General features: G+C 42.8%; 19 protein-coding genes. 4 read left to right on the forward strand and 15 right to left on the reverse strand.

What is annotated here, in order from left to right; translation table 11 throughout:
• The 8 genes from D8862_RS04070 to D8862_RS04105 all read right to left on the reverse strand — a co-directional run bounded on the left by D8862_RS04070 (position 1) and on the right by D8862_RS04105 (position 5732).
• Positions 1–663 carry a thiamine diphosphokinase gene (locus D8862_RS04070; protein ID WP_125448792.1) on the reverse strand — a complete coding sequence of 221 codons (663 nt, stop codon included), beginning with the start codon at positions 661–663 and terminating at the stop codon, positions 1–3.
• The gene (rpe, locus tag D8862_RS04075; RefSeq protein ID WP_125448793.1) at positions 626–1282 is read right to left on the reverse strand and encodes a ribulose-phosphate 3-epimerase; all 657 of its coding nucleotides are present in this window, start codon (positions 1280–1282) and stop codon (positions 626–628) included. The genes D8862_RS04070 and rpe overlap by 38 nt, the downstream gene beginning before the upstream one ends.
• 10 nt (positions 1283–1292) lie before the next feature.
• Positions 1293–2171 carry a ribosome small subunit-dependent GTPase A gene (gene rsgA / locus D8862_RS04080; protein ID WP_125448794.1) on the reverse strand — a complete coding sequence of 293 codons (879 nt, stop codon included), beginning with the start codon at positions 2169–2171 and terminating at the stop codon, positions 1293–1295.
• 1 nt (position 2172) lies between these two features.
• On the reverse strand, positions 2173–3045 hold the full coding sequence (gene rsmA, locus D8862_RS04085) for a 16S rRNA (adenine(1518)-N(6)/adenine(1519)-N(6))-dimethyltransferase RsmA (protein WP_125448795.1): 873 nt from the start codon (positions 3043–3045) through the stop codon (positions 2173–2175).
• 19 nt (positions 3046–3064) lie between these two features.
• Positions 3065–3772 carry a dimethyladenosine transferase gene (locus D8862_RS04090; RefSeq protein ID WP_125448796.1) on the reverse strand — a complete coding sequence of 236 codons (708 nt, stop codon included), beginning with the start codon at positions 3770–3772 and terminating at the stop codon, positions 3065–3067.
• Between the two features lie 191 nt (positions 3773–3963).
• Complete coding sequence (locus D8862_RS04095; RefSeq protein WP_125448797.1) at positions 3964–4299, reverse strand: hypothetical protein; 336 nt, start codon at positions 4297–4299, stop codon at positions 3964–3966.
• 93 nt (positions 4300–4392) lie between these two features.
• The gene (gene rnmV, locus D8862_RS04100) at positions 4393–4959 is read right to left on the reverse strand and encodes a ribonuclease M5 (RefSeq protein WP_125448798.1); all 567 of its coding nucleotides are present in this window, start codon (positions 4957–4959) and stop codon (positions 4393–4395) included.
• Entirely contained in the window at positions 4959–5732 is a 774-nt protein-coding gene (locus D8862_RS04105; protein WP_125449153.1) for a TatD family hydrolase, read from the reverse strand. Before D8862_RS04105 ends, rnmV begins: the two co-directional genes overlap by 1 nt.
• A gap of 151 nt (positions 5733–5883) precedes the next feature.
• On the opposite strand from D8862_RS04105, the gene D8862_RS04110 reads away from it, so the two are divergent.
• Positions 5884–7728: an APC family permease gene (locus tag D8862_RS04110; protein WP_125448799.1), complete on the forward strand. Its 1845-nt coding sequence runs from the start codon at positions 5884–5886 to the stop codon at positions 7726–7728.
• A 91-nt stretch (positions 7729–7819) separates the two neighbouring features.
• Here D8862_RS04110 and D8862_RS04115 read toward each other — a convergent pair whose 3' ends face one another.
• The 4 genes from D8862_RS04115 to D8862_RS04130 all read right to left on the reverse strand — a co-directional run bounded on the left by D8862_RS04115 (position 7820) and on the right by D8862_RS04130 (position 11860).
• The gene (locus D8862_RS04115; protein ID WP_125448800.1) at positions 7820–9781 is read right to left on the reverse strand and encodes a peptide ABC transporter substrate-binding protein; all 1962 of its coding nucleotides are present in this window, start codon (positions 9779–9781) and stop codon (positions 7820–7822) included.
• Positions 9782–9924: 143 nt separating this feature from the next.
• Positions 9925–10059, reverse strand: a complete 135-nt coding sequence (gene rpmH, locus D8862_RS04120; RefSeq protein ID WP_000831905.1) for a 50S ribosomal protein L34 — start codon at positions 10057–10059, stop codon at positions 9925–9927.
• 144 nt (positions 10060–10203) lie between these two features.
• The gene (locus D8862_RS04125) at positions 10204–11418 is read right to left on the reverse strand and encodes a pyridoxal phosphate-dependent aminotransferase (protein ID WP_000666480.1); all 1215 of its coding nucleotides are present in this window, start codon (positions 11416–11418) and stop codon (positions 10204–10206) included.
• 142 nt (positions 11419–11560) lie between these two features.
• Positions 11561–11860 carry a hypothetical protein gene (locus D8862_RS04130; RefSeq protein ID WP_125448801.1) on the reverse strand — a complete coding sequence of 100 codons (300 nt, stop codon included), beginning with the start codon at positions 11858–11860 and terminating at the stop codon, positions 11561–11563.
• 166 nt (positions 11861–12026) lie between these two features.
• On the opposite strand from D8862_RS04130, the gene D8862_RS04135 reads away from it, so the two are divergent.
• Positions 12027–12479: a universal stress protein gene (locus D8862_RS04135; RefSeq protein WP_125425112.1), complete on the forward strand. Its 453-nt coding sequence runs from the start codon at positions 12027–12029 to the stop codon at positions 12477–12479.
• A 35-nt stretch (positions 12480–12514) separates the two neighbouring features.
• On the opposite strand, the gene D8862_RS04140 is transcribed toward D8862_RS04135, so the two are convergent.
• Positions 12515–13900 carry a Cof-type HAD-IIB family hydrolase gene (locus D8862_RS04140; RefSeq protein ID WP_125448802.1) on the reverse strand — a complete coding sequence of 462 codons (1386 nt, stop codon included), beginning with the start codon at positions 13898–13900 and terminating at the stop codon, positions 12515–12517.
• Positions 13901–13965: 65 nt separating this feature from the next.
• Here D8862_RS04140 and D8862_RS04145 point away from each other — a divergent pair, with 65 nt between their 5' ends.
• Positions 13966–14928 carry an asparaginase gene (locus tag D8862_RS04145; RefSeq protein WP_084945762.1) on the forward strand — a complete coding sequence of 321 codons (963 nt, stop codon included), beginning with the start codon at positions 13966–13968 and terminating at the stop codon, positions 14926–14928.
• Positions 14929–14981: 53 nt separating this feature from the next.
• Here the strand turns inward: D8862_RS04145 and ccpA are convergent, their stop codons facing one another.
• Complete coding sequence (gene ccpA, locus D8862_RS04150; protein WP_084945761.1) at positions 14982–15992, reverse strand: catabolite control protein A; 1011 nt, start codon at positions 15990–15992, stop codon at positions 14982–14984.
• A 209-nt stretch (positions 15993–16201) separates the two neighbouring features.
• Here ccpA and D8862_RS04155 point away from each other — a divergent pair, with 209 nt between their 5' ends.
• Entirely contained in the window at positions 16202–16519 is a 318-nt protein-coding gene (locus D8862_RS04155) for a DUF960 domain-containing protein (protein ID WP_025170845.1), read from the forward strand.
• A gap of 46 nt (positions 16520–16565) precedes the next feature.
• Here the strand turns inward: D8862_RS04155 and folK are convergent, their stop codons facing one another.
• Positions 16566–17378, reverse strand: coding sequence for a 2-amino-4-hydroxy-6-hydroxymethyldihydropteridine diphosphokinase (folK, locus tag D8862_RS04160; protein WP_125448803.1), 813 nt, complete (start codon positions 17376–17378; stop codon positions 16566–16568).
• Between the last annotated feature and the right edge of the window lie 39 nt (positions 17379–17417).

A 17417-nucleotide genomic window follows, 5' to 3' on the forward strand; every position in this document is an offset into this window, starting at 1 on the left:
CTACCTCCTGTCCTTGCTATGCAGCACGACGACATAGCCATCTGGGCAAGTTACCGAAACTTCCCTATCTATATATTCGTTAGAAGCGTACACTTTTTTAAAGAAAAAATTCTCCTCTGTCAACTCGTACTTGGCACCAAGAATGGTCAGCTGGCTATCCCGAACTGGCATAAAAGCTAGATAATCGTAGTCCGAACGTGGTTCAAGTTGACTGGTCCCTTCTGGACAATAGCTAATCACATTTTGCCCATCCTCAATCGCTATCTGGCGCATATAGGGTGCCAACTTGGGATTGCTAGGTAGAAAGACATTAGCCAGCATATGGTCAATTCGACCACCAAGAGCACCAAAAATAGTGACCTGAGCCTGAGGATTTTGCTCAAAGATGGTCAAGAGAGCCAGTTCCAGATCTGTATCATCTTTTTCTGGCCGAGCTTGGACAAAATGCTGGGCACGTTTTTGAATCAACTGACGTTCGTCTGCAGTGACAGAATCAAAATCTCCAACTGCTAGAGTGAGAGGCAAGTCTTCTTCCAAGACCCAGAGCGAACCTCGATCCACACCGACAAAGCAGTCAAAATCTGTCCGATAATGACCGCGATCTCCGCCTGCAAAAACGGCAACCCTAGTCCAATTGTTTTCTGAGAGTTTGCACTCGTTCATTTACATCTCCCTTAAAGACATAAGACCCTGCTACAAAAACTGTAGCACCAGCTTCTTTGGCTTGAGCAATGGTCTGGTCATCAATCCCACCATCCACTTCGATATCAAAGTTCAAACCTTTTTCCTGACGAAGGACAACCAACTCACGAATCTTATCCATGGTTTCAGGTAGAAAGGCTTGCCCGCCGAAGCCAGGGTTAACCGTCATGACCAAAACTTGGTCAACTAGGTGAAGTACGTGTTTGATAGCTTCAACCGGCGTACCAGGGTTAATGACAACAGATGGCTTGACACCTAGAGAGCGAATCTTTTGAAGAGCGCCATGGATATGAGGTGTTGCCTCTACATGGATGCTGATGATATCCGCTCCTGCACGCGCAAAGTCCTCTAAATGATGTTCAGGATTAGCTACCATCAAGTGGCAGTCAAAGACCATCTTGCTATGGGGGCGAAGGCTTTCAACCACACCTGCACCAAAACTGATTTGTGGCACAAAGTGACCATCCATGATATCGATATGAGCATATTCTGCCCCAGTTGCTTCTAGGCGTTTGATTTCACGTTCAAAGTTGGCATAATCTGCTGCCAGAATTGACGGAGCAATCTTGTATTGAGACATAGGTTTCTCCTTATTTTGGAATTTTTTTGCTGACTTTTTTGTAGGTTTCTCTGCGATTTTCAATCTCACTGAGGAATTGGAGATAGTTGTCAAAACGGAAGCTGGCAATGGCTCCCTCTTCTACAGCTGGCTTGACTGCGCAGGACGGCTCATGGGTATGAGTACAAGTACGGAATTTACAGTCTCGACTGATAGAGGCAATCTCTGGAAAAGCCTGATTGAGGTCTTCTGCTGTTGACACTTCATAATCCAGAGATGAAAATCCTGGCGTGTCTGCAATTTTACCACCATTGAGATTGTAAAAACTAACAGCTCGAGTAGTATGGCGACCACGACCTAAACTATCAGAAATTGCTCCCGTCTCTAGATTGAGGTCCGGTGCGATTTTGTTGAGAAGGGTTGACTTCCCAACACCTGTCTGCCCCATAAAGACTGTAACCTTACCTGTTAACAAGGGCAGGAGTTCTTCCTTACTAGTCACAAAGTCGTAACCAATGACACGATAGGTTTGTTGGTAAAAACTTAATTCTTCCCTATCTTCTAGCAAATCCATCTTAGAAATATAGACGATGGGATGGATGCCCTTGTGCTCCAAAAGAACCAAGAAACGATCTAGCAAATTGCTGTTAAAATCAGGTTCCTTGACCGACATGATAACCACAGCTTGGTCGATATTAACAATAGGCGGACGGACCAGGCTATTTTTCCGTTCGTGAATCTTGAGAATATAGCCTTCTGAATTTTCCTCGGCAGAAAAATCGACCCAGTCCCCAACATAGGGTGTATGACCTTTTTTACGGAAATTTCCACGCGCCCGTGTCTGATAAACCTGGCCCTCACTCTCCACATAGTAGAAGCCCGCCAAGGCTTTAATGATTTGTCCCTGCATCTTAGAGCCCTTGTCCTTTTAGCGCATCTGCTAGGCTAGCAAATTCTGCCAAGCCGAGAGCTTCTCCACGTACACTTGGTGACAAACCTGCTTGATCCAAAGCCTTGATCAACTTTTCCTTGACTTCCTCAGTCTTGCCAAAGTAGCCTGTCAGGTTGTTCCACAAGGTCTTGCGGCGATGGGTGAAACTAGCTTTGGAAACCTTAAAGAAAAAGTTCTCGTCTTCTACTGCTACAGCTGGTTCTGAGCGACGTACCATTTTCAGGATAGCCGAGTCCACGTTTGGCGCTGGTACAAAGACCGTACGAGGTACGATAAAGGCCACCTTGGCTGTCATGTAATACTGCACAGCAATAGACAAACTACCGTAAGCCTTAGTATTTGGCTGTGCTGAGATACGATCTGCTACTTCTTTTTGCATCATGACCACAAACTCGCTAAAAGGAATTCCACTCTCAATCAAGTGCATGAGAATAGGCGTCGTAATGTAGTATGGCAAGTTGGCTACTACCTTGATTGGCAGTTCAGGATTTTTGAAATTCTGGATATGCTGCGCCAAGTCAACCTTGAGAATGTCCTCGTTGACTACGGTCACATTGTCAAAATCACGCAAGGTATCTGCCAAAATTGGCACCAAACGGTGGTCAATCTCAAAGGCCATAACTTCTGCCGCACGCTCAGCCAAAAATTCCGTCAAGGCCCCAATTCCTGGCCCGATTTCGATGACATTAACCTGATCATCAATTTCAGCTGTATCCACGATTTTTTGAAGGATATTGGTATCTGTCAGGAAATTTTGCCCGAAGGACTTTTTAAAGGTAAAACCGTGACGCTCCAGCACTGCCTTGGTCACGCTATAATCTGCAATTCTCATTTATTCTCTTTTCTATTTATTAGCTAAAAACAATATATAGAACCCACATAATTCCTAGTACCAATACAATCCAAAACACAAAATGAATACGATGCTTGTTTGAATCGGATCCAGTCATATCAAGCGCTTTCTTATCTTCTTGGGGGTTCATTTTCTTCAATTCATCCTGATAGGCAACCGAATCTAGAATATTGTCTTCTGGCAATAATTCTGAAGCATAATAATCAGGAAAACCCATAGCAAGGCCAATTAAGTTCTTATCCGTTAGAGAAAAATCCAAATCTTCTGGTTGATTTTCCTGAATAGCTCGGATATTTTTTAACAGTTTATCAGAAACTACAGACACTTGATTCATAAAAACTACATCCAAAACATCAAATCCAAGCACATCACCGTCTTTGACATTTGCAAGAATATAACGAACAAAGGCATCATATAGTTGCAAGGCTTGCGGGGCATTTTCTTCTAAAAAAGACCGATTTTGGAGGGCATTTTGCTGGAATTTTTCAATAGAAAGCAAGATATCTACATTCTGCTCTTGGTAAAACTTTTCTGCTTCCTCTTCATCTTCTTCGAGTTTTTCTGCTGTTTTCCAGAGAGCAATCGGAGCTTTTAAATCTTCTTCATCCCAAAACAATTGCCAAAAATAGGGTATTGTGTAAATTCCCGCTGTTAGAATACGGGCTTCATCTCCGTTTTTTAAGTAAATATAACTTCTATTTGCCATATCATTTCCTTTCACAATCTTTGAAAAAGGTTAGTGGTTCAAGTAGGATGTAGATAAAACTATATAGTTTCCAATTTTTCATGCCCAATCGAAAACCTAGACTTCATTTAAAAAGATGTTTCATAAAAGCACCAAGGGACGATAACAATACATGACCAGTTCAACCTCGGTCAGGACATCATCTGCAATTCTCATTTATTCTCTTTTCTAATATAGTATGCTTCCGGGGTATAATGATAGAGCAAAACAAATAAGGGAATCTCAGTAATTCCTTCCAGAATCTCTTTTAAGACCACATCTGGATGGATAATCTCTCGTGTTTTGGTGAAATAAACACCTTGTTCCCCATTTCGATTACGGAGTTCCCAAGCGACATTGTTTCCTTGAACAGACGGCAAATAACGTTCCCTTTCTAGAAAGTCAAAAAATTCTTTCACCGTCATATCTTCAGGAATCTCAAATTCTATCTCATGGGGCAGTACATCATCCCCCATACACACAGACTCTCTGTCAACTTGTATTTTCATTTCAATCTGTCCTTATAAGTTTCTATTTGAACGCTATCAAAATAAATCTAAGTACCTCTATTGTAACACATTCCCTTTGTATTTTTGAGCTATCTAGCTATTATCATAACTTTCCATAGCCTCTTCCACTTCTGCCAAGGTTACGCCAAACAACTCTAAACGCTTGAGGAGTTGCTTGCCGTTGGAATAGCCGATGCGGAGCTGTTCGCCTAGATACTCTCTACGCCTACGACTGTCTGCTCCCGCTAGGAAACCAAGGCGAATCAAGTCGCTGCGACTGATGTCAAACTCGTTCTCGTTTTGAAACTGCTCTGTCACCTGAGCCAGCGCTGTTTTCAAGTCCTCATAGCTAGCATGTTCGATTCCCAGAGAACGTCCCTTGGTCTTGGATTTGGGAACCGCTTCATCTCGTTTGAGAAAGGCATGCTGAACTGTCGGAATGGCCGTCATAATCATGCGCCGAATCCGCTCCCCATTAAAATCTGGATCTGTAAAAACAATGACTCCATGCAGTTCATGCAAGCGACGAATGCGCTCTATATCTTGGTCATTTATTGCGGAACCTCGTGTTTCGTAGGTCTCTACATCAAAGTAGCGTTTGAGATTGACCGTATCATCGCGACCTTCGACCACGATGACTTGGGAAATTTTTTCTTTCATCACTTGCTGTCCAATCCAAAGATACGCTCTGCATTGGTAGTTGTTACTGCGGCTAACTCCTCAGTCGTCATCCCACGCAAGTCGGCAATAAAATCCACCACATAGCGAGTATAGGCTGTTTTGTTTTCACGACCACGTTTAGGAACAGGAGCCAGGTAAGGGGCATCCGTTTCTACCAAAATCTTATCCAAAGGAAGTTCCCTAGCAGCCTCTTGGATATCCGTCGCTTTCTTAAAGGTCACCACACCTGAGAAAGAAATGGTCATGCCAAGCTCGACAAACTTCTCAGCCCACTCCAAAGAACCTGAGAATGAGTGCATAATCCCACCACGAGGACCAACGCCCTCGCTCCTGATAATCTCATAAGTATCTTCCAGCGCATCACGAGTGTGGACCACAAAAGGCAAATCCAAGTCCTTAGACAGCTGAATCTGACGACGAAAAACCTGCTCCTGCACTTCCTTAGGTGCTGTCATCCAGTGGTAGTCCAGACCAATCTCACCCAAGGCAACAACCTTGGGATGTTTTAGTTTTTCAAGCAAGTAAGCCTCGACCTCATCTGTGTAAGTCCCTGCTTCCGTCGGATGCCAGCCAATAGTTGTGTAGAGTTGCTCATACTTCTCCACCAACTCTAGGGCACGCTCAATGGTCGGCTTATCAAAACCAACAATATTCATCCGAGTCACACCCATCTCAGCAGCCAAGGCGATTTCTTCGGCCTCACGTCCTGCAAATTCTTCCACATTTAAATGTGTGTGCGTATCAAAAATCATCTCTTCTAACCTCATTTTCTTCCATCTATTATACCAAAAATAGCATCCCTCGGCTTGGAAAAATATCCAAAAACCAGTCATTCTCCCTTGACTGCCCTTTTTCAAAGCAGTATAATAACACTTATTGAAATTTTCATCAAAGGAAAAGAAAATGTTTAGAAAATTAAAATATACCTTTATCGGTCGACCACTCAAGTCTCTCACAGACGGCGAAGGGGGATTGCTTGGAAAAATGCAGGCCTTGGCCATGTTGTCAAGTGACGCTCTGTCTTCTATTGCCTATGGACCTGAACAAGTCATTCTCGTTTTAGTTAGCCTCTCTCCTCTCGCTATTTGGTGGAGCCTCCCTATCGGTATTTTTGTCCTCTTACTGCTCGCTAGTTTGACCATTTCCTATCGTCAAATCATCCACGCCTATCCTCAAGGTGGAGGAGCTTATATGGTCACTCGGGAAAATCTCTCTCCTGAACTAGGCTTGATTGCAGGGGGCAGCCTCCTTGTTGACTATATGCTGACAGTAGCCGTATCCGTTGCTTCTGGAGCTGATGCTATTACTGCAGCCATCCCTGCCCTCCATCCCTATAATCTTCATATCTCTATTTTCCTAGTCTGCCTGCTCATGCTCTTGAATTTAAGAGGCTTGAAAGAATCTGCCAGCTCTCTGATGATTCCCGTCTACCTCTTTATCTTCAGTACTGTCTTTCTCTTGCTTTATGGGTTCTTTCAACTATTTACAGGTTCCCTAAACTATCAGGCGACTTCAACCATTGGACAAACTGTTCCGAGCCTCTCCATCGTTCTCCTATTGAGAGCCTTTACCAGTGGCTCTGCCTCTCTGACAGGGGTTGAAGCTATTTCAAATGCGGTACCATTTTTTAAAACTCCGAAAGAAAAGAATGCTGCTCAGACTTTGACCATCATGTCGCTGATTTTAGGATTTCTTTTTGCAGGCATTACCTTCCTAAACTACTGGATGGGTATCACGCCTCAACACGGAGAAACCATCCTTTCGCAAATGGCCAAGGGCATTCTTGGTGATTCATTCTTTGGTCATGCTAGCTACTATCTCTTCCAGTTCTCGACAGCCTTGATTCTAGCCGTAGCTGCAAATACTGGCTTTTCAGCCTTCCCTATGCTGTCCTACAATATGGCTAAAAACAAGTACATGCCCCATCTCTTTATGGAAAAAGGGGATCGCCTTGGCTACTCCAACGGTATCTTAACTCTGGCTTTTGGAGCTATGATCCTTCTTCTCATTTTTAATGGCAATACTGAACGCTTGATTCCTCTTTATACTATCGGAGTCTTCGTTCCCTTTGCCCTTTCTCAGACTGGTATGATTCGCCATTGGAAAAAGGAAAAAGGAGCAAACTTCTTAAAATCTGCCTTCGCTAATATCCTTGGGGCCATCATTTGTTATGCCATTGTCCTCATTTTACTCCTCTTCAGACTGGGTGATATCTGGCCTTTCTTCCCAATTATCCTAGTTTTAACCTTCCTCTTTTTGTCCATTCACAACCATTACCAAAAAGTGGCAAAACAACTACGACTCTACGAAGGAATTGAAAAGCGCACTTATGACGGCAACCTTGTCCTTGTCCTAGTAGGAAATGTCACTCGAGTAAGTGTCGGAGCCATTAACTACGCTCAAAGTATCGGTGACGAAGTGTTGGCCATGCACATTTCTACTAAAGAAACGGCTGAAAAAGACCAAGAAATTCTTCAGGAATTTGCCGATTACTTCCCAAATATCACTCTGAAGAATATCAATACCAGCTACCGCGACATCATCACCCCTAGCGTTAAGTATGTCAAACGAATCGCCCAAGAAGCTAAGCAAAAAAACTACACCGTTACAGTCCTTGTCCCACAGTTTATCCCTAACAAGCCTTGGCAAAATATCCTGCACAATCAGATGAGCCTCAAACTAAAATACGCTCTCAGATGGCATGAAGACGTCGTTGTCGCTAGTTACTCTTATCACTTAAAAGAATAAAGAAAAGGCCCTACCAGAACCAAAAAGCGTCTGGTGGGGCCTTTTTCTGAATCCAGCCACTATGCTTAACTAAAAAGCATGACTAGGAATATTATTGAATATGGTTAGCTAAATCTTCCTGAGCTTTTTTATTGGACTCAGTTTTTTCTTTTTGCCATTTTTCATAAAGTTCTTGGTACTGTTTCGCAGTCACGGGATCTTTTTGCAATTCAACATATTTGTAGTTATCCGCATCCCCTTTGTGTCCGACAAATGAGAAGGCTCCTGTAAACGGTACAGTCTTACGGAAGATTGGATTAGCCCCTCCACTTTGAACTGGTAGAAAGAGAGCACTATCTGTTAGCCAAGCTTGAACTTCAGCAAATTTTTCATAGCGAGTCTGAGTGTTTTCAACTTCTTTATCTGCCTCATCTAACAACTTCTTGTAGGTAGGGAGACCGATTTTTTCCTTGACATCATTGTCTTTTCCTGGGGTCAAACCAAGATTTTTTAACTGAGAACCAGAGTCTGGATCCAAGAGGTCAAGATAGGTTTTCGGATCTGAGTAATCTCCGCTCCAGCCTGAGATGTCGATGTCATAGTCCTTTTGTTCAGCTGTGTCAGCAAAGAAGGTTGCATTGTCTTTCTCGTCTGGAGAAAGTTGAATCACATCGATAACAATATTATCTGATCCAAGTGTCTCCTCAACTGTCTGCTTGAAAGAACTTGCTTGCTGTACATCCAACTTGGCAGTCTGGTCTACTGGCATGTCTAAATGGATAGGGAAGGTCACACCTTCTGCCTGCAAACTTTCTTTGGCTTTGGCAAATTCTGCCTTGGCTTTATCAGCATTCAGGAAAGCAGGTTGCGCGTCATTCAGATTAATATTTGACCACTCTGTACCATAGTTGACCATCTTTTCATTGACAGCATCTCCAAAATTCTTTCCACCGATTTGAACAAAGTTGCTTGGTGTGACAGTGTTTCGAAGGATACGGTCAGCTCCATCTTCTCCATTTGTCTGGGCAGCGTAGGCATGACGGTCAAAGGCAAAGTTAATCGCCTGACGGAAGTCTTTATTTTGCATAGCTAGACGCGAATCTGTTTTTTCTTTATCCGTCTGTTTCATGGTTTGATTGTAACTTTGACGGTTGACATTGAAGAGATAGTAGAAAGTCACAGCATCCTGAGGAGTATAGGTAATCTTATCTTCATTCCCTTTTTTCAGCTGGTCAAAGACAGAACTTGTCGGGAAGATACGTCCGTCTGTGTAGTTGCCTTCTAAGAATCCTCGAGCTAAACTATCTTGGTCTGAACCATCATAGAAGGAAAGTTTTACCTTCTCAATCTTGACATTGTCCTTATCCCAGTAATTAGGGTTCTTTTCAAACTCAATTAAAGATTTTGAAGTGAAAGACTTGAACAAGTATGGCCCATTGGACAGGATGCTAGAAGGCGTTACACTTCCAAAATCATCACCCTTAGATTTCAAAAAGGCTTCATTGACAGGACTCAAAATCCCCCCTGTTGTCTTTGAATTCCAATAAGACTCTGGCTTGTTCAAGGTGTATTGGAGAGTATAGTCGTCCACTGCCTTGACTCCAACCGTCTCAAAGTCAGATGTCTTCCCTTCGACATAATCTGCCAAACCTTTGATTGAATCCCGTACCAAGTACAAGTTCTCAGCCTTTTTATCCGCTGCATACTTGAGACCCGTCACAAAGTCATGAGCTGTCACTTTAGCGTATTCTTCTCCTTCAGAGGTATACCACTTAGCCCCTTGGCGGATTTTGTAGGTATAGGTCAAACCATCTTTTGATACAGTCCATGACTCTGCCATAGAAGGGACGAGATTGCCGTACTTATCATTTTCCAACAAACCATCAATCAAGTTTGTCGTAATGCTAGAGGTCGAGCCACGTGTTGAAGTGATATAGTCTAATGTATCTGGATTGCTTGCAAATACATAAGAGTAGGTTTTATCTGTATTTGATTGTGCCGAACTACAAGCCGCCATCAAGAAGCTTGCGCTCAAAATTCCAGCCCCTAGTAGGAGGGCTTTTGATTTCTTCATAACTGTTCTCCATTTTTTATAGTATGTGAAATATTATACACTATTTCAGAAAAAATATAAAGCATTTACAAACTGATATTATAGGAAAAAGAAAAGCCAGTAGACTCGAGTTCCTACTGACTTCTTTGTTGAATTCGTTTGGATTAAGCAGCCAAAACTTTGCGTCCTTTACGACGACGAGCTGCCAATACGCGACGACCGTTTTTAGTTGACATACGGTTACGGAATCCGTGTTTGCGCGCACGACGAAGTTTACTTGGTTGATAAGTACGTTTCACGATGAATACCTCCTCATAGATTTTGTATTCGTTTAGCCGGCTATAAAGTGATCAGTTACTAAACATACTTTACTATTCTATCTGATTCTGCCACTTTTGTCAATAGCTCCAAGCAAATGTTTTCTAGCTTTTCCTATGAAAGCCCTATCTACGATATTGTTTCAAGAAACGAGTCATCTTTTCTTGGATTTGTGCTAGTTCGTCCACTCGTGGAAGGTAAACGATACGGAAATGGTCTGGTTCTTGCCAATTGAAGCCGCGACCATGAACCAAAAGAACCTTTTCTTGCTTCAAGAAATCAAGAACGAACTGTTCATCGTCATCGATGCGATACATATTGCGGTCAATTTTAGGGAAGATATAAAGACCCGCCTTCGGCTTGACCGCAGACAAACCTGGAATATCTTGAATAGCATTGTAGATGAAGTTTCTTTGCTCGTAGATCCGTCCACCAGGAAGGAGCAATTCGTCCACTGACTGGTGACCTCCTAGTGAGGTTTGTACAACTTGCTGGGCCAAAACATTAGAGCAAAGGCGCATATTGGACAGCATATTAAGACCTTCAATATAGCCCTTGACATGTGTCTTAGGTCCAGATAAGACCATCCAACCTACACGGAAACCAGCGATACGATGGGATTTCGAAAGACCGTTCATGCTGACACAGAAAACATCTGGTGCCAAGCTCGCCACAGGCGTATGCACATGCCCGTCCATCACCATGCGGTCATAAATCTCATCTGCAAAGATGATCAAGTCGTTTTGACGAGCGATTTCAATAATCTCCAACAAGAGTTCCTTAGGATAAAGGGCTCCAGTTGGGTTGTTCGGATTGATAAGAACGATTGCCTTGGTATTGGAAGTGATTTTTGACTTGATATCGTCAATATCAGGATACCATTCTGCAGCTTCATCACAGATATAGTGAACCGCATTTCCCCCAGCTAGGCTGACAGCGGCTGTCCAGAGAGGATAGTCCGGCATGGGCACCAAGACCTCATCTCCATTGTCCAGAAGCCCCTGCATGGACATGACAATCAGCTCACTGACACCATTTCCAAGGTAGATATCATCAATGTCCACATTGGGAAAGTTCTTCAGTTGGCAATACTGCATGATGGCCTTACGGGCTGAGAAAATCCCTTTAGAATCAGAGTAACCTTCGCTATCACGCGCATTCATAATCAAGTCATGAATGACCTCATCTGGTGCTGTAAAGCCAAATTCTGCTGGATTCCCTGTATTCAGACGTAAAATCTTTTCTCCGTTTGCTCGCATCCGCATAGCTTCTTCCAAAACAGGGCCACGGATATCATAGGCAACATGCTCTAACTTACTAGACTTGTTATATTCTTTCATCTTGTTTCCTCAATTCACCGAGATAGTAACATTATACCACTAGAAAGGGAATGCGACAAGTTTCCTGAAATGAGCAAACAAAGAAAAAACTCACAACGACTAGGTTCTCACCGTCTAAATAACTAGAAGGAAGAACCATTTCTCACATACCAAAAGACAAACCTAGAAAGACTAATGCTAAAAAGGAATCATACAAAAGATTAAACATGAGAAAGAGACCCCACGTGACCAAATAGTCCAAGCGACCACTTCTCTTTGCAATCACAAATAAAATGATGTGGTAGACTAAGTGAAAGAGAAGAAAACCAACAAAACCTGGATAGAGAATAGGCACGACTCTTTCCAGCTGCCAAAGCATCACTACTTCTCCTACAAGTGATGCAAGGATAATTCCATGATAAAGAAGGCTTATTTTTTTAGAAGCTTGAACAAAATCTTTCATACTTTCTCATCCCTTCACTATGTTTCCTAATATCCCGTTTTCTTTTATTTTAACATATCTCCACCAAATCGAATCTCCGATAATATTTATTTAAATATGATTTTTACTTTACTTCTTTAGTGAAAAGGATTACAATAAAAGTAAGAAAATTTCAGGAGGTTTCATTATGGCACAACGTTACCAAAATGTTATGGTTGCAATTGATGGTTCTAAAGAGGCAGACTTGGCTTTTGTTAAAGGTGTTTATACTGCTCTACGCAATGATTCCAAGCTCACCATTGCCCATGTTATTGACACACGCGCTCTTCAAAGCGTGTCTACCTTTGATGCTGAAGTTTACGAAGAACTCCAAGTCGACGCTGAAAGTTTGATGAAAGAGTACGAAAAACGTGCGAGAGATGCGGGCGTGACGGAGATTCACATCGTCATCGAAATGGGAAATCCCAAAACCCTCCTTGCCCGTACCATTCCAGACGCAGAAAATGTTGACCTGATTCTCGTCGGTGCAACAGGTCTTAACGCCTTTGAACGCCTCTTGGTTGGCTCTTCATCTGAATACATCCTCCGCCACGCAAAAGTTGATTTGCTCGTCGTGAGAGAACAAGAAAAAACATTATAGGAACATAAAAGGAGCCTGCTAGGCTCCCTTTTTTCTTACTTATTTCTCTCTTTATGTCGCTCATAAGCCTTGAGCTGACGCTGCAGTTCCTTTCTGATAGCAGGTTCTGGAGCATATTTTTCGTCCCAGTCATCCGGTTTTAAGATTTTATGTGTAACTGGATCAAAATGGGCTTTTCCATCAGGAAAAACCTTCCCCATGTTTGCCTCATGCACAATATCAAAGATGCGTTCTGGATCCACTCCCATCAAGGCAAAACTGCCGTAAGTAAAATACAGTGTATCGATTAGGGCATCAACCTGTCCAATTAGATCTTTTTGGGCAGGCGTTTTTTGCCTCACCTTTTCGGCTGCCTTATCAAGTGCCGCATGCATGCTGTTAAGTGCCTGCTGGAATTCTTCCTCCGAAGAACTTGCCGCGCGGACAAACTCTACTAATTCTTCAATTTTAAAGTCTGCACGATGGGTCGCCCCTTCAATATCCCATGCTTGTGGCTCTTCCTGCGTCCGTTCGTCCATCATGTGGTGGAAGGTCTTGACCTTATTAAAATGGTAATCTCGACTGACAAAAACTTTTTCTGAAGCCAAAACACCAAAGTGCTCGAGCGCCTTGTGGATGCCATCTTGTTGGTTACTTGCTGTAATGTGCTTGGCAACTTCTTTGACGCTACTACTGCCATTTCCCATAGCTACAGACATACCAACACCTGCCAACATTTCCAGGTCATTGTCTGAATCTCCGAAGGCCATGACTTGGTTGAGATCAAAACCATACTCTTTCCCAACTCGACGAATGCCTTCTAGTTTGGAATTCCCTTGGTTGATGATATCCGCAGCGAAGGGATTGCTTCGAGTCAATTTCAAATCTTCAAAATCACTTGCAGCTTTCTCAGATTCTTCGGGTGTCATCAGCATTAACACTTGATAGATTGGCTCATTGATCAAACGAAGTAGGTCATCTTCCTTTTGAGGGACTGCCTTGCTGACCATTCGATTAAAGGAACGGCTAACGGTTCTTGTCAGCACAGTCGGGATAAAACGGCTAACCAGCTGTGAAAAGGATCCGAGACCAAATGACATAATTTTCGAACCAACAACAGCATGCTCGGTTCCAAGAGCGATTTCTTTTCGCTCCTTTTTAGCATAGGCAATCAGTTGACGCAGACTTGACTTGGCAATCGGGCTAGCAAATAAGACTTTTTCTTTATTAAAGATATATTGTCCGTTATAAGTTATTGCAAAATCCAGATCTAAATCCTCCATCAATTCCTTGACAAAGAAAGGCCCCCGTCCTGTCGCCACTCCAACAAGCACCCCTTGTTCTTTCACAATCCTAATCGCGTCCTTAGTGGATTTCAAAACACTCTTACGATCGTTGACTAGCGTTCCATCGATATCAAAAAAAACAGCTTTGACTTCCATCCTATCCCATTCTCCCCTTTTGTGTTACAATGATTATACCACATTTCAGAGAGAGTGAGTAAATCATGCCTAAGAAAATCCTTGTTTTACATACAGGTGGGACTATTTCCATGCAAGCTGACGCCACTGGAGCCGTTGTAACTAGCCAGGAAAATCCCATGAACCATGTTTCCAATCCGCTTGAAGGGATTGAGGTTCATGCCCTAGACTTTTTTAACCTACCGAGTCCCCATATCAAACCCAAGCATATGCTTGCACTCTATCATAAAATCAAAGAGGAAGCAGACCACTACGATGGGGTTGTCATCACACATGGGACAGATACGCTAGAGGAAACTGCCTACTTCCTTGATACCATGGAAATCCCACACATGCCCATCGTTCTAACTGGAGCTATGCGTAGTTCCAACGAACTCGGTAGCGACGGTGTATACAACTATCTGAGTGCTTTACGAGTTGCCAGCGATGACAAAGCAGCCGACAAGGGTGTCCTGGTCGTCATGAATGATGAAATCCACGCGGCCAAGTATGTTACCAAAACCCATACGACCAACGTCGGTACCTTTCAAACCCCAACACATGGACCACTTGGCCTCATCATGAAGCAAGAAATCCTCTACTTCAAAACGGCTGAACCTCGTGTCCGATTTAATCTCGAGCATATTCAAGGTCTGGTTCCTATCATCTCAGCCTATGCCGGTATGACAGACGAGCTGATTGATATGTTAGACTTGGAACAGCTGGATGGCCTAGTCGTTCAGGCCTTCGGAGCAGGTAATATCCCCAAAGAAACAGCTCAAAAGTTGGAAAATCTCCTCCAAAAAGGAATTCCAGTCGCCTTGGTCTCACGTTGTTTTAATGGCATTGCTGAACCTGTTTATGCCTACCAAGGGGGAGGAGTTCAATTACAAAATTCTGGTGTTCTCTTTGTCAAAGAACTCAATGCTCAAAAAGCTCGCCTCAAATTATTAATTGCCCTTAATGCTGGACTAAAAGGAAAAGCATTGAAAGACTATATGGAAGGCTAAACCCCTTCTCTAGAACGCAAAATCAGGAAATCTTCACGATTCCCTGATTTTTTCTATTTACGTTTTCGTGTCGAACGACGTTCTGTCAAGCCGTGAGGTAAAAGAACCTCACGTTCTTCCAACTCTTCTTTATGCATAATCTTGGTCAACATACGCATACTGATAGCACCAAGGTCGTATAGAGGTTGAGCAATTGTCGTTAAGTTTGGACGAGTGAATCGTGCAATTTGAGAATCATCTGTCGTAATGATTTCAAACTCTTCCGGTACAGAAATACCGTGATCTGCCAAGCCATTTAACACACCCGCAGCCAATTCATCACCTGTCACAACTGCAGCTGTAGCCTGTGAAGAAACCAAGCGCTCCGCCAAGGCATAGCCATCATTGTAGCTGTATTTAGACTCAAATACCAAGCCCTCGCTATAAGGAATTCCTGCCTTTTTCAATGCTTCCTTGTAACCAATCAATCGAATTTTGCCGTTAATATCGTCAACAAGTGGCCCACTGACAAAGGCAATCTTTTCATTTTCCTGAAGCAAATAGGTGACAGCATCAATCGTTGCTTGTTTGTAATCAATATTGACACTTGGAAGTTGGTGTTCAATATCCACAGTACCGGCAAGAACAACCGGTGTCCGTGAACGAGAAAATTCTGAACGAATCTTTTCAGTCAAGTGATAGCCCATAAAAATGATCCCGTCAACCTGTTTTGAAAAGAGAGTATTAACTACTGAAACTTCTTTTTCATCGTCTTCATCACTGTTGGCTAGGACGATATTGTACTTATACATCTCTGCAATATCATCAATCCCCTTGGCTAGGGTTGAAAAATAGCCATTAGTGATATTTGGAATCACAACACCAACTGTCGTGGTTTTCTTGCTGGCCAAGCCACGCGCTACCGCATTTGGACGGTAGTCAAGACGATCAATCACCTCTAGAACTTTTTTACGAGTATTCTCTTTGACATTCTTATTGCCATTCACTACACGGCTAACAGTTGCCATTGAAACCCCAGCTTCACGGGCAACATCATAAATCGTTACTGTATCATCTGTGTTCATTCTGTTTCCTTTCTATATTGAAAATTTCGCTTTCATACATCTGCTTACTCCATTTTATCACTTATTGTAAACACTTTCAAGTATTTTTTAGAGAAACTTTGAAAAAATTTCACAACCTATTCCCATTTTGAAAAAGCGAGTACGATTTCTTGATTTTTGGGATGTTTTGCTGTATGATAAGGAAAAATAAAAGGAGGGAGGGAATGTTTATGGCTTTTACAAATACTCAGAGACGTTCTGCCAGTTTTGGTGTTGTGACCAGCTTGCCTGACGATGTTATCGATTCTTTATGGTTTATTATCGATCATTTTTTGAAAAATGTCTTTGAATTAGAAGAGGAACTAGAATTTCAACTACTAAACAACGAGGGGACCATCACCTTCCATTTTTCTAGCCAGCACCTGCCGACTAGTATCGACTTTGATTTTAATCATCCTTTTGATCCCCTTTACCCTCCTAAGGTTCTTGTTTTAGACATGGACGGGAAAGAAACCATCCTCCTTCCTGAAGAAAATGACCTATTTTAAAAACTCTAGCTTCTCGGCGCAAAATGCTGAGGAACTAGAGTTTTTTCTATTTGTTCAATTCTTGATACAAGTAGCGTATCGGCTGTTTGAGTACTGGATGGATAAAATGGGGAGCTATTTCCACTAACGGTTCAAGGACAAAGAGGCGTTCTGCTATATAAGGATGAGGCAAGATGAGGTCGTCTGTATAAATGACCTGGTCCTCCACAAAAAGCAGGTCCAAATCAATCAAACGAGGTCCCCAATGCACTTCTCTCACTCGTCCCATTTCTGACTCAATGGCTAACAAGGTCTCTAATAAGACTGGAGCGGGTAGCCAGGTTTCTACTTCAACCACCTGATTGGCAAAGCTATCTTGTTCTACACCACCCCAAGGCTCCGTCGCTAAGACACTGGACTCTTTGAGAATATGGATACCTCGAGTCCGCAGTTTATCAATAGCTTGTTCCAAGTTCGCTTTCTTGTCCCCCATATTACTTCCTAGAGCGATAAAGGCCCGCTGCTTACGACGGTGAATGGTCACCGAGCAGGTATCCAACGGTAAATGCACTGGAGCCCAAGGTTTTTTTAGTTCCAACTCAATTTCTTGGACAAGAGGATAAGTCTCAAAGGTACGTTCAACTAGTTTGTAGGCTACCGTTTCAATCAAGTCCTCAGTTGTTTCCTGAAACCAAGTCGTCCACTGCTGACAAAGTTCGCCGTAATGGATAGAAGCCGCCAAATCCAAGTCTGTCGCTGCCTTGGTCATATCATAGGATAGGGTCGCCAAAATGACAAACTTTTGCCCTAGCTCTTTTTCACTTGGAAAGAGTCCGTGATAAGCAAATATTTCCAAATCTTTAATCTGCAGTTGATCCATAACTTCTCCTTTCTAGAAAAATCCGCTTGAAGCGGATTC

The sequence above is a fragment of the Streptococcus oralis genome (assembly GCF_003942585.1).
Taxonomy (GTDB): Bacteria; Bacillota; Bacilli; order Lactobacillales; family Streptococcaceae; genus Streptococcus; species Streptococcus oralis_BE.

Coding starts and splice junctions, on each gene's coding strand:
- D8862_RS04070 (WP_125448792.1), bottom strand. CDS start 663: ATGAACGAGTGCAAACTCTCAGAAAACAATTGGACTAGGGTTGCCGTT.
- rpe (WP_125448793.1), bottom strand. CDS start 1,282: ATGTCTCAATACAAGATTGCTCCGTCAATTCTGGCAGCAGATTATGCC.
- rsgA (WP_125448794.1), bottom strand. CDS start 2,171: ATGCAGGGACAAATCATTAAAGCCTTGGCGGGCTTCTACTATGTGGAG.
- rsmA (WP_125448795.1), bottom strand. CDS start 3,045: ATGAGAATTGCAGATTATAGCGTGACCAAGGCAGTGCTGGAGCGTCAC.
- D8862_RS04090 (WP_125448796.1), bottom strand. CDS start 3,772: ATGGCAAATAGAAGTTATATTTACTTAAAAAACGGAGATGAAGCCCGT.
- D8862_RS04095 (WP_125448797.1), bottom strand. CDS start 4,299: ATGAAAATACAAGTTGACAGAGAGTCTGTGTGTATGGGGGATGATGTA.
- rnmV (WP_125448798.1), bottom strand. CDS start 4,959: ATGAAAGAAAAAATTTCCCAAGTCATCGTGGTCGAAGGTCGCGATGAT.
- D8862_RS04105 (WP_125449153.1), bottom strand. CDS start 5,732: ATGATTTTTGATACGCACACACATTTAAATGTGGAAGAATTTGCAGGA.
- D8862_RS04110 (WP_125448799.1), top strand. CDS start 5,884: ATGTTTAGAAAATTAAAATATACCTTTATCGGTCGACCACTCAAGTCT.
- D8862_RS04115 (WP_125448800.1), bottom strand. CDS start 9,781: ATGAAGAAATCAAAAGCCCTCCTACTAGGGGCTGGAATTTTGAGCGCA.
- D8862_RS04125 (WP_000666480.1), bottom strand. CDS start 11,418: ATGAAAGAATATAACAAGTCTAGTAAGTTAGAGCATGTTGCCTATGAT.
- D8862_RS04130 (WP_125448801.1), bottom strand. CDS start 11,860: ATGAAAGATTTTGTTCAAGCTTCTAAAAAAATAAGCCTTCTTTATCAT.
- D8862_RS04135 (WP_125425112.1), top strand. CDS start 12,027: ATGGCACAACGTTACCAAAATGTTATGGTTGCAATTGATGGTTCTAAA.
- D8862_RS04140 (WP_125448802.1), bottom strand. CDS start 13,900: ATGGAAGTCAAAGCTGTTTTTTTTGATATCGATGGAACGCTAGTCAAC.
- D8862_RS04145 (WP_084945762.1), top strand. CDS start 13,966: ATGCCTAAGAAAATCCTTGTTTTACATACAGGTGGGACTATTTCCATG.
- ccpA (WP_084945761.1), bottom strand. CDS start 15,992: ATGAACACAGATGATACAGTAACGATTTATGATGTTGCCCGTGAAGCT.
- D8862_RS04155 (WP_025170845.1), top strand. CDS start 16,202: ATGGCTTTTACAAATACTCAGAGACGTTCTGCCAGTTTTGGTGTTGTG.
- folK (WP_125448803.1), bottom strand. CDS start 17,378: ATGGATCAACTGCAGATTAAAGATTTGGAAATATTTGCTTATCACGGA.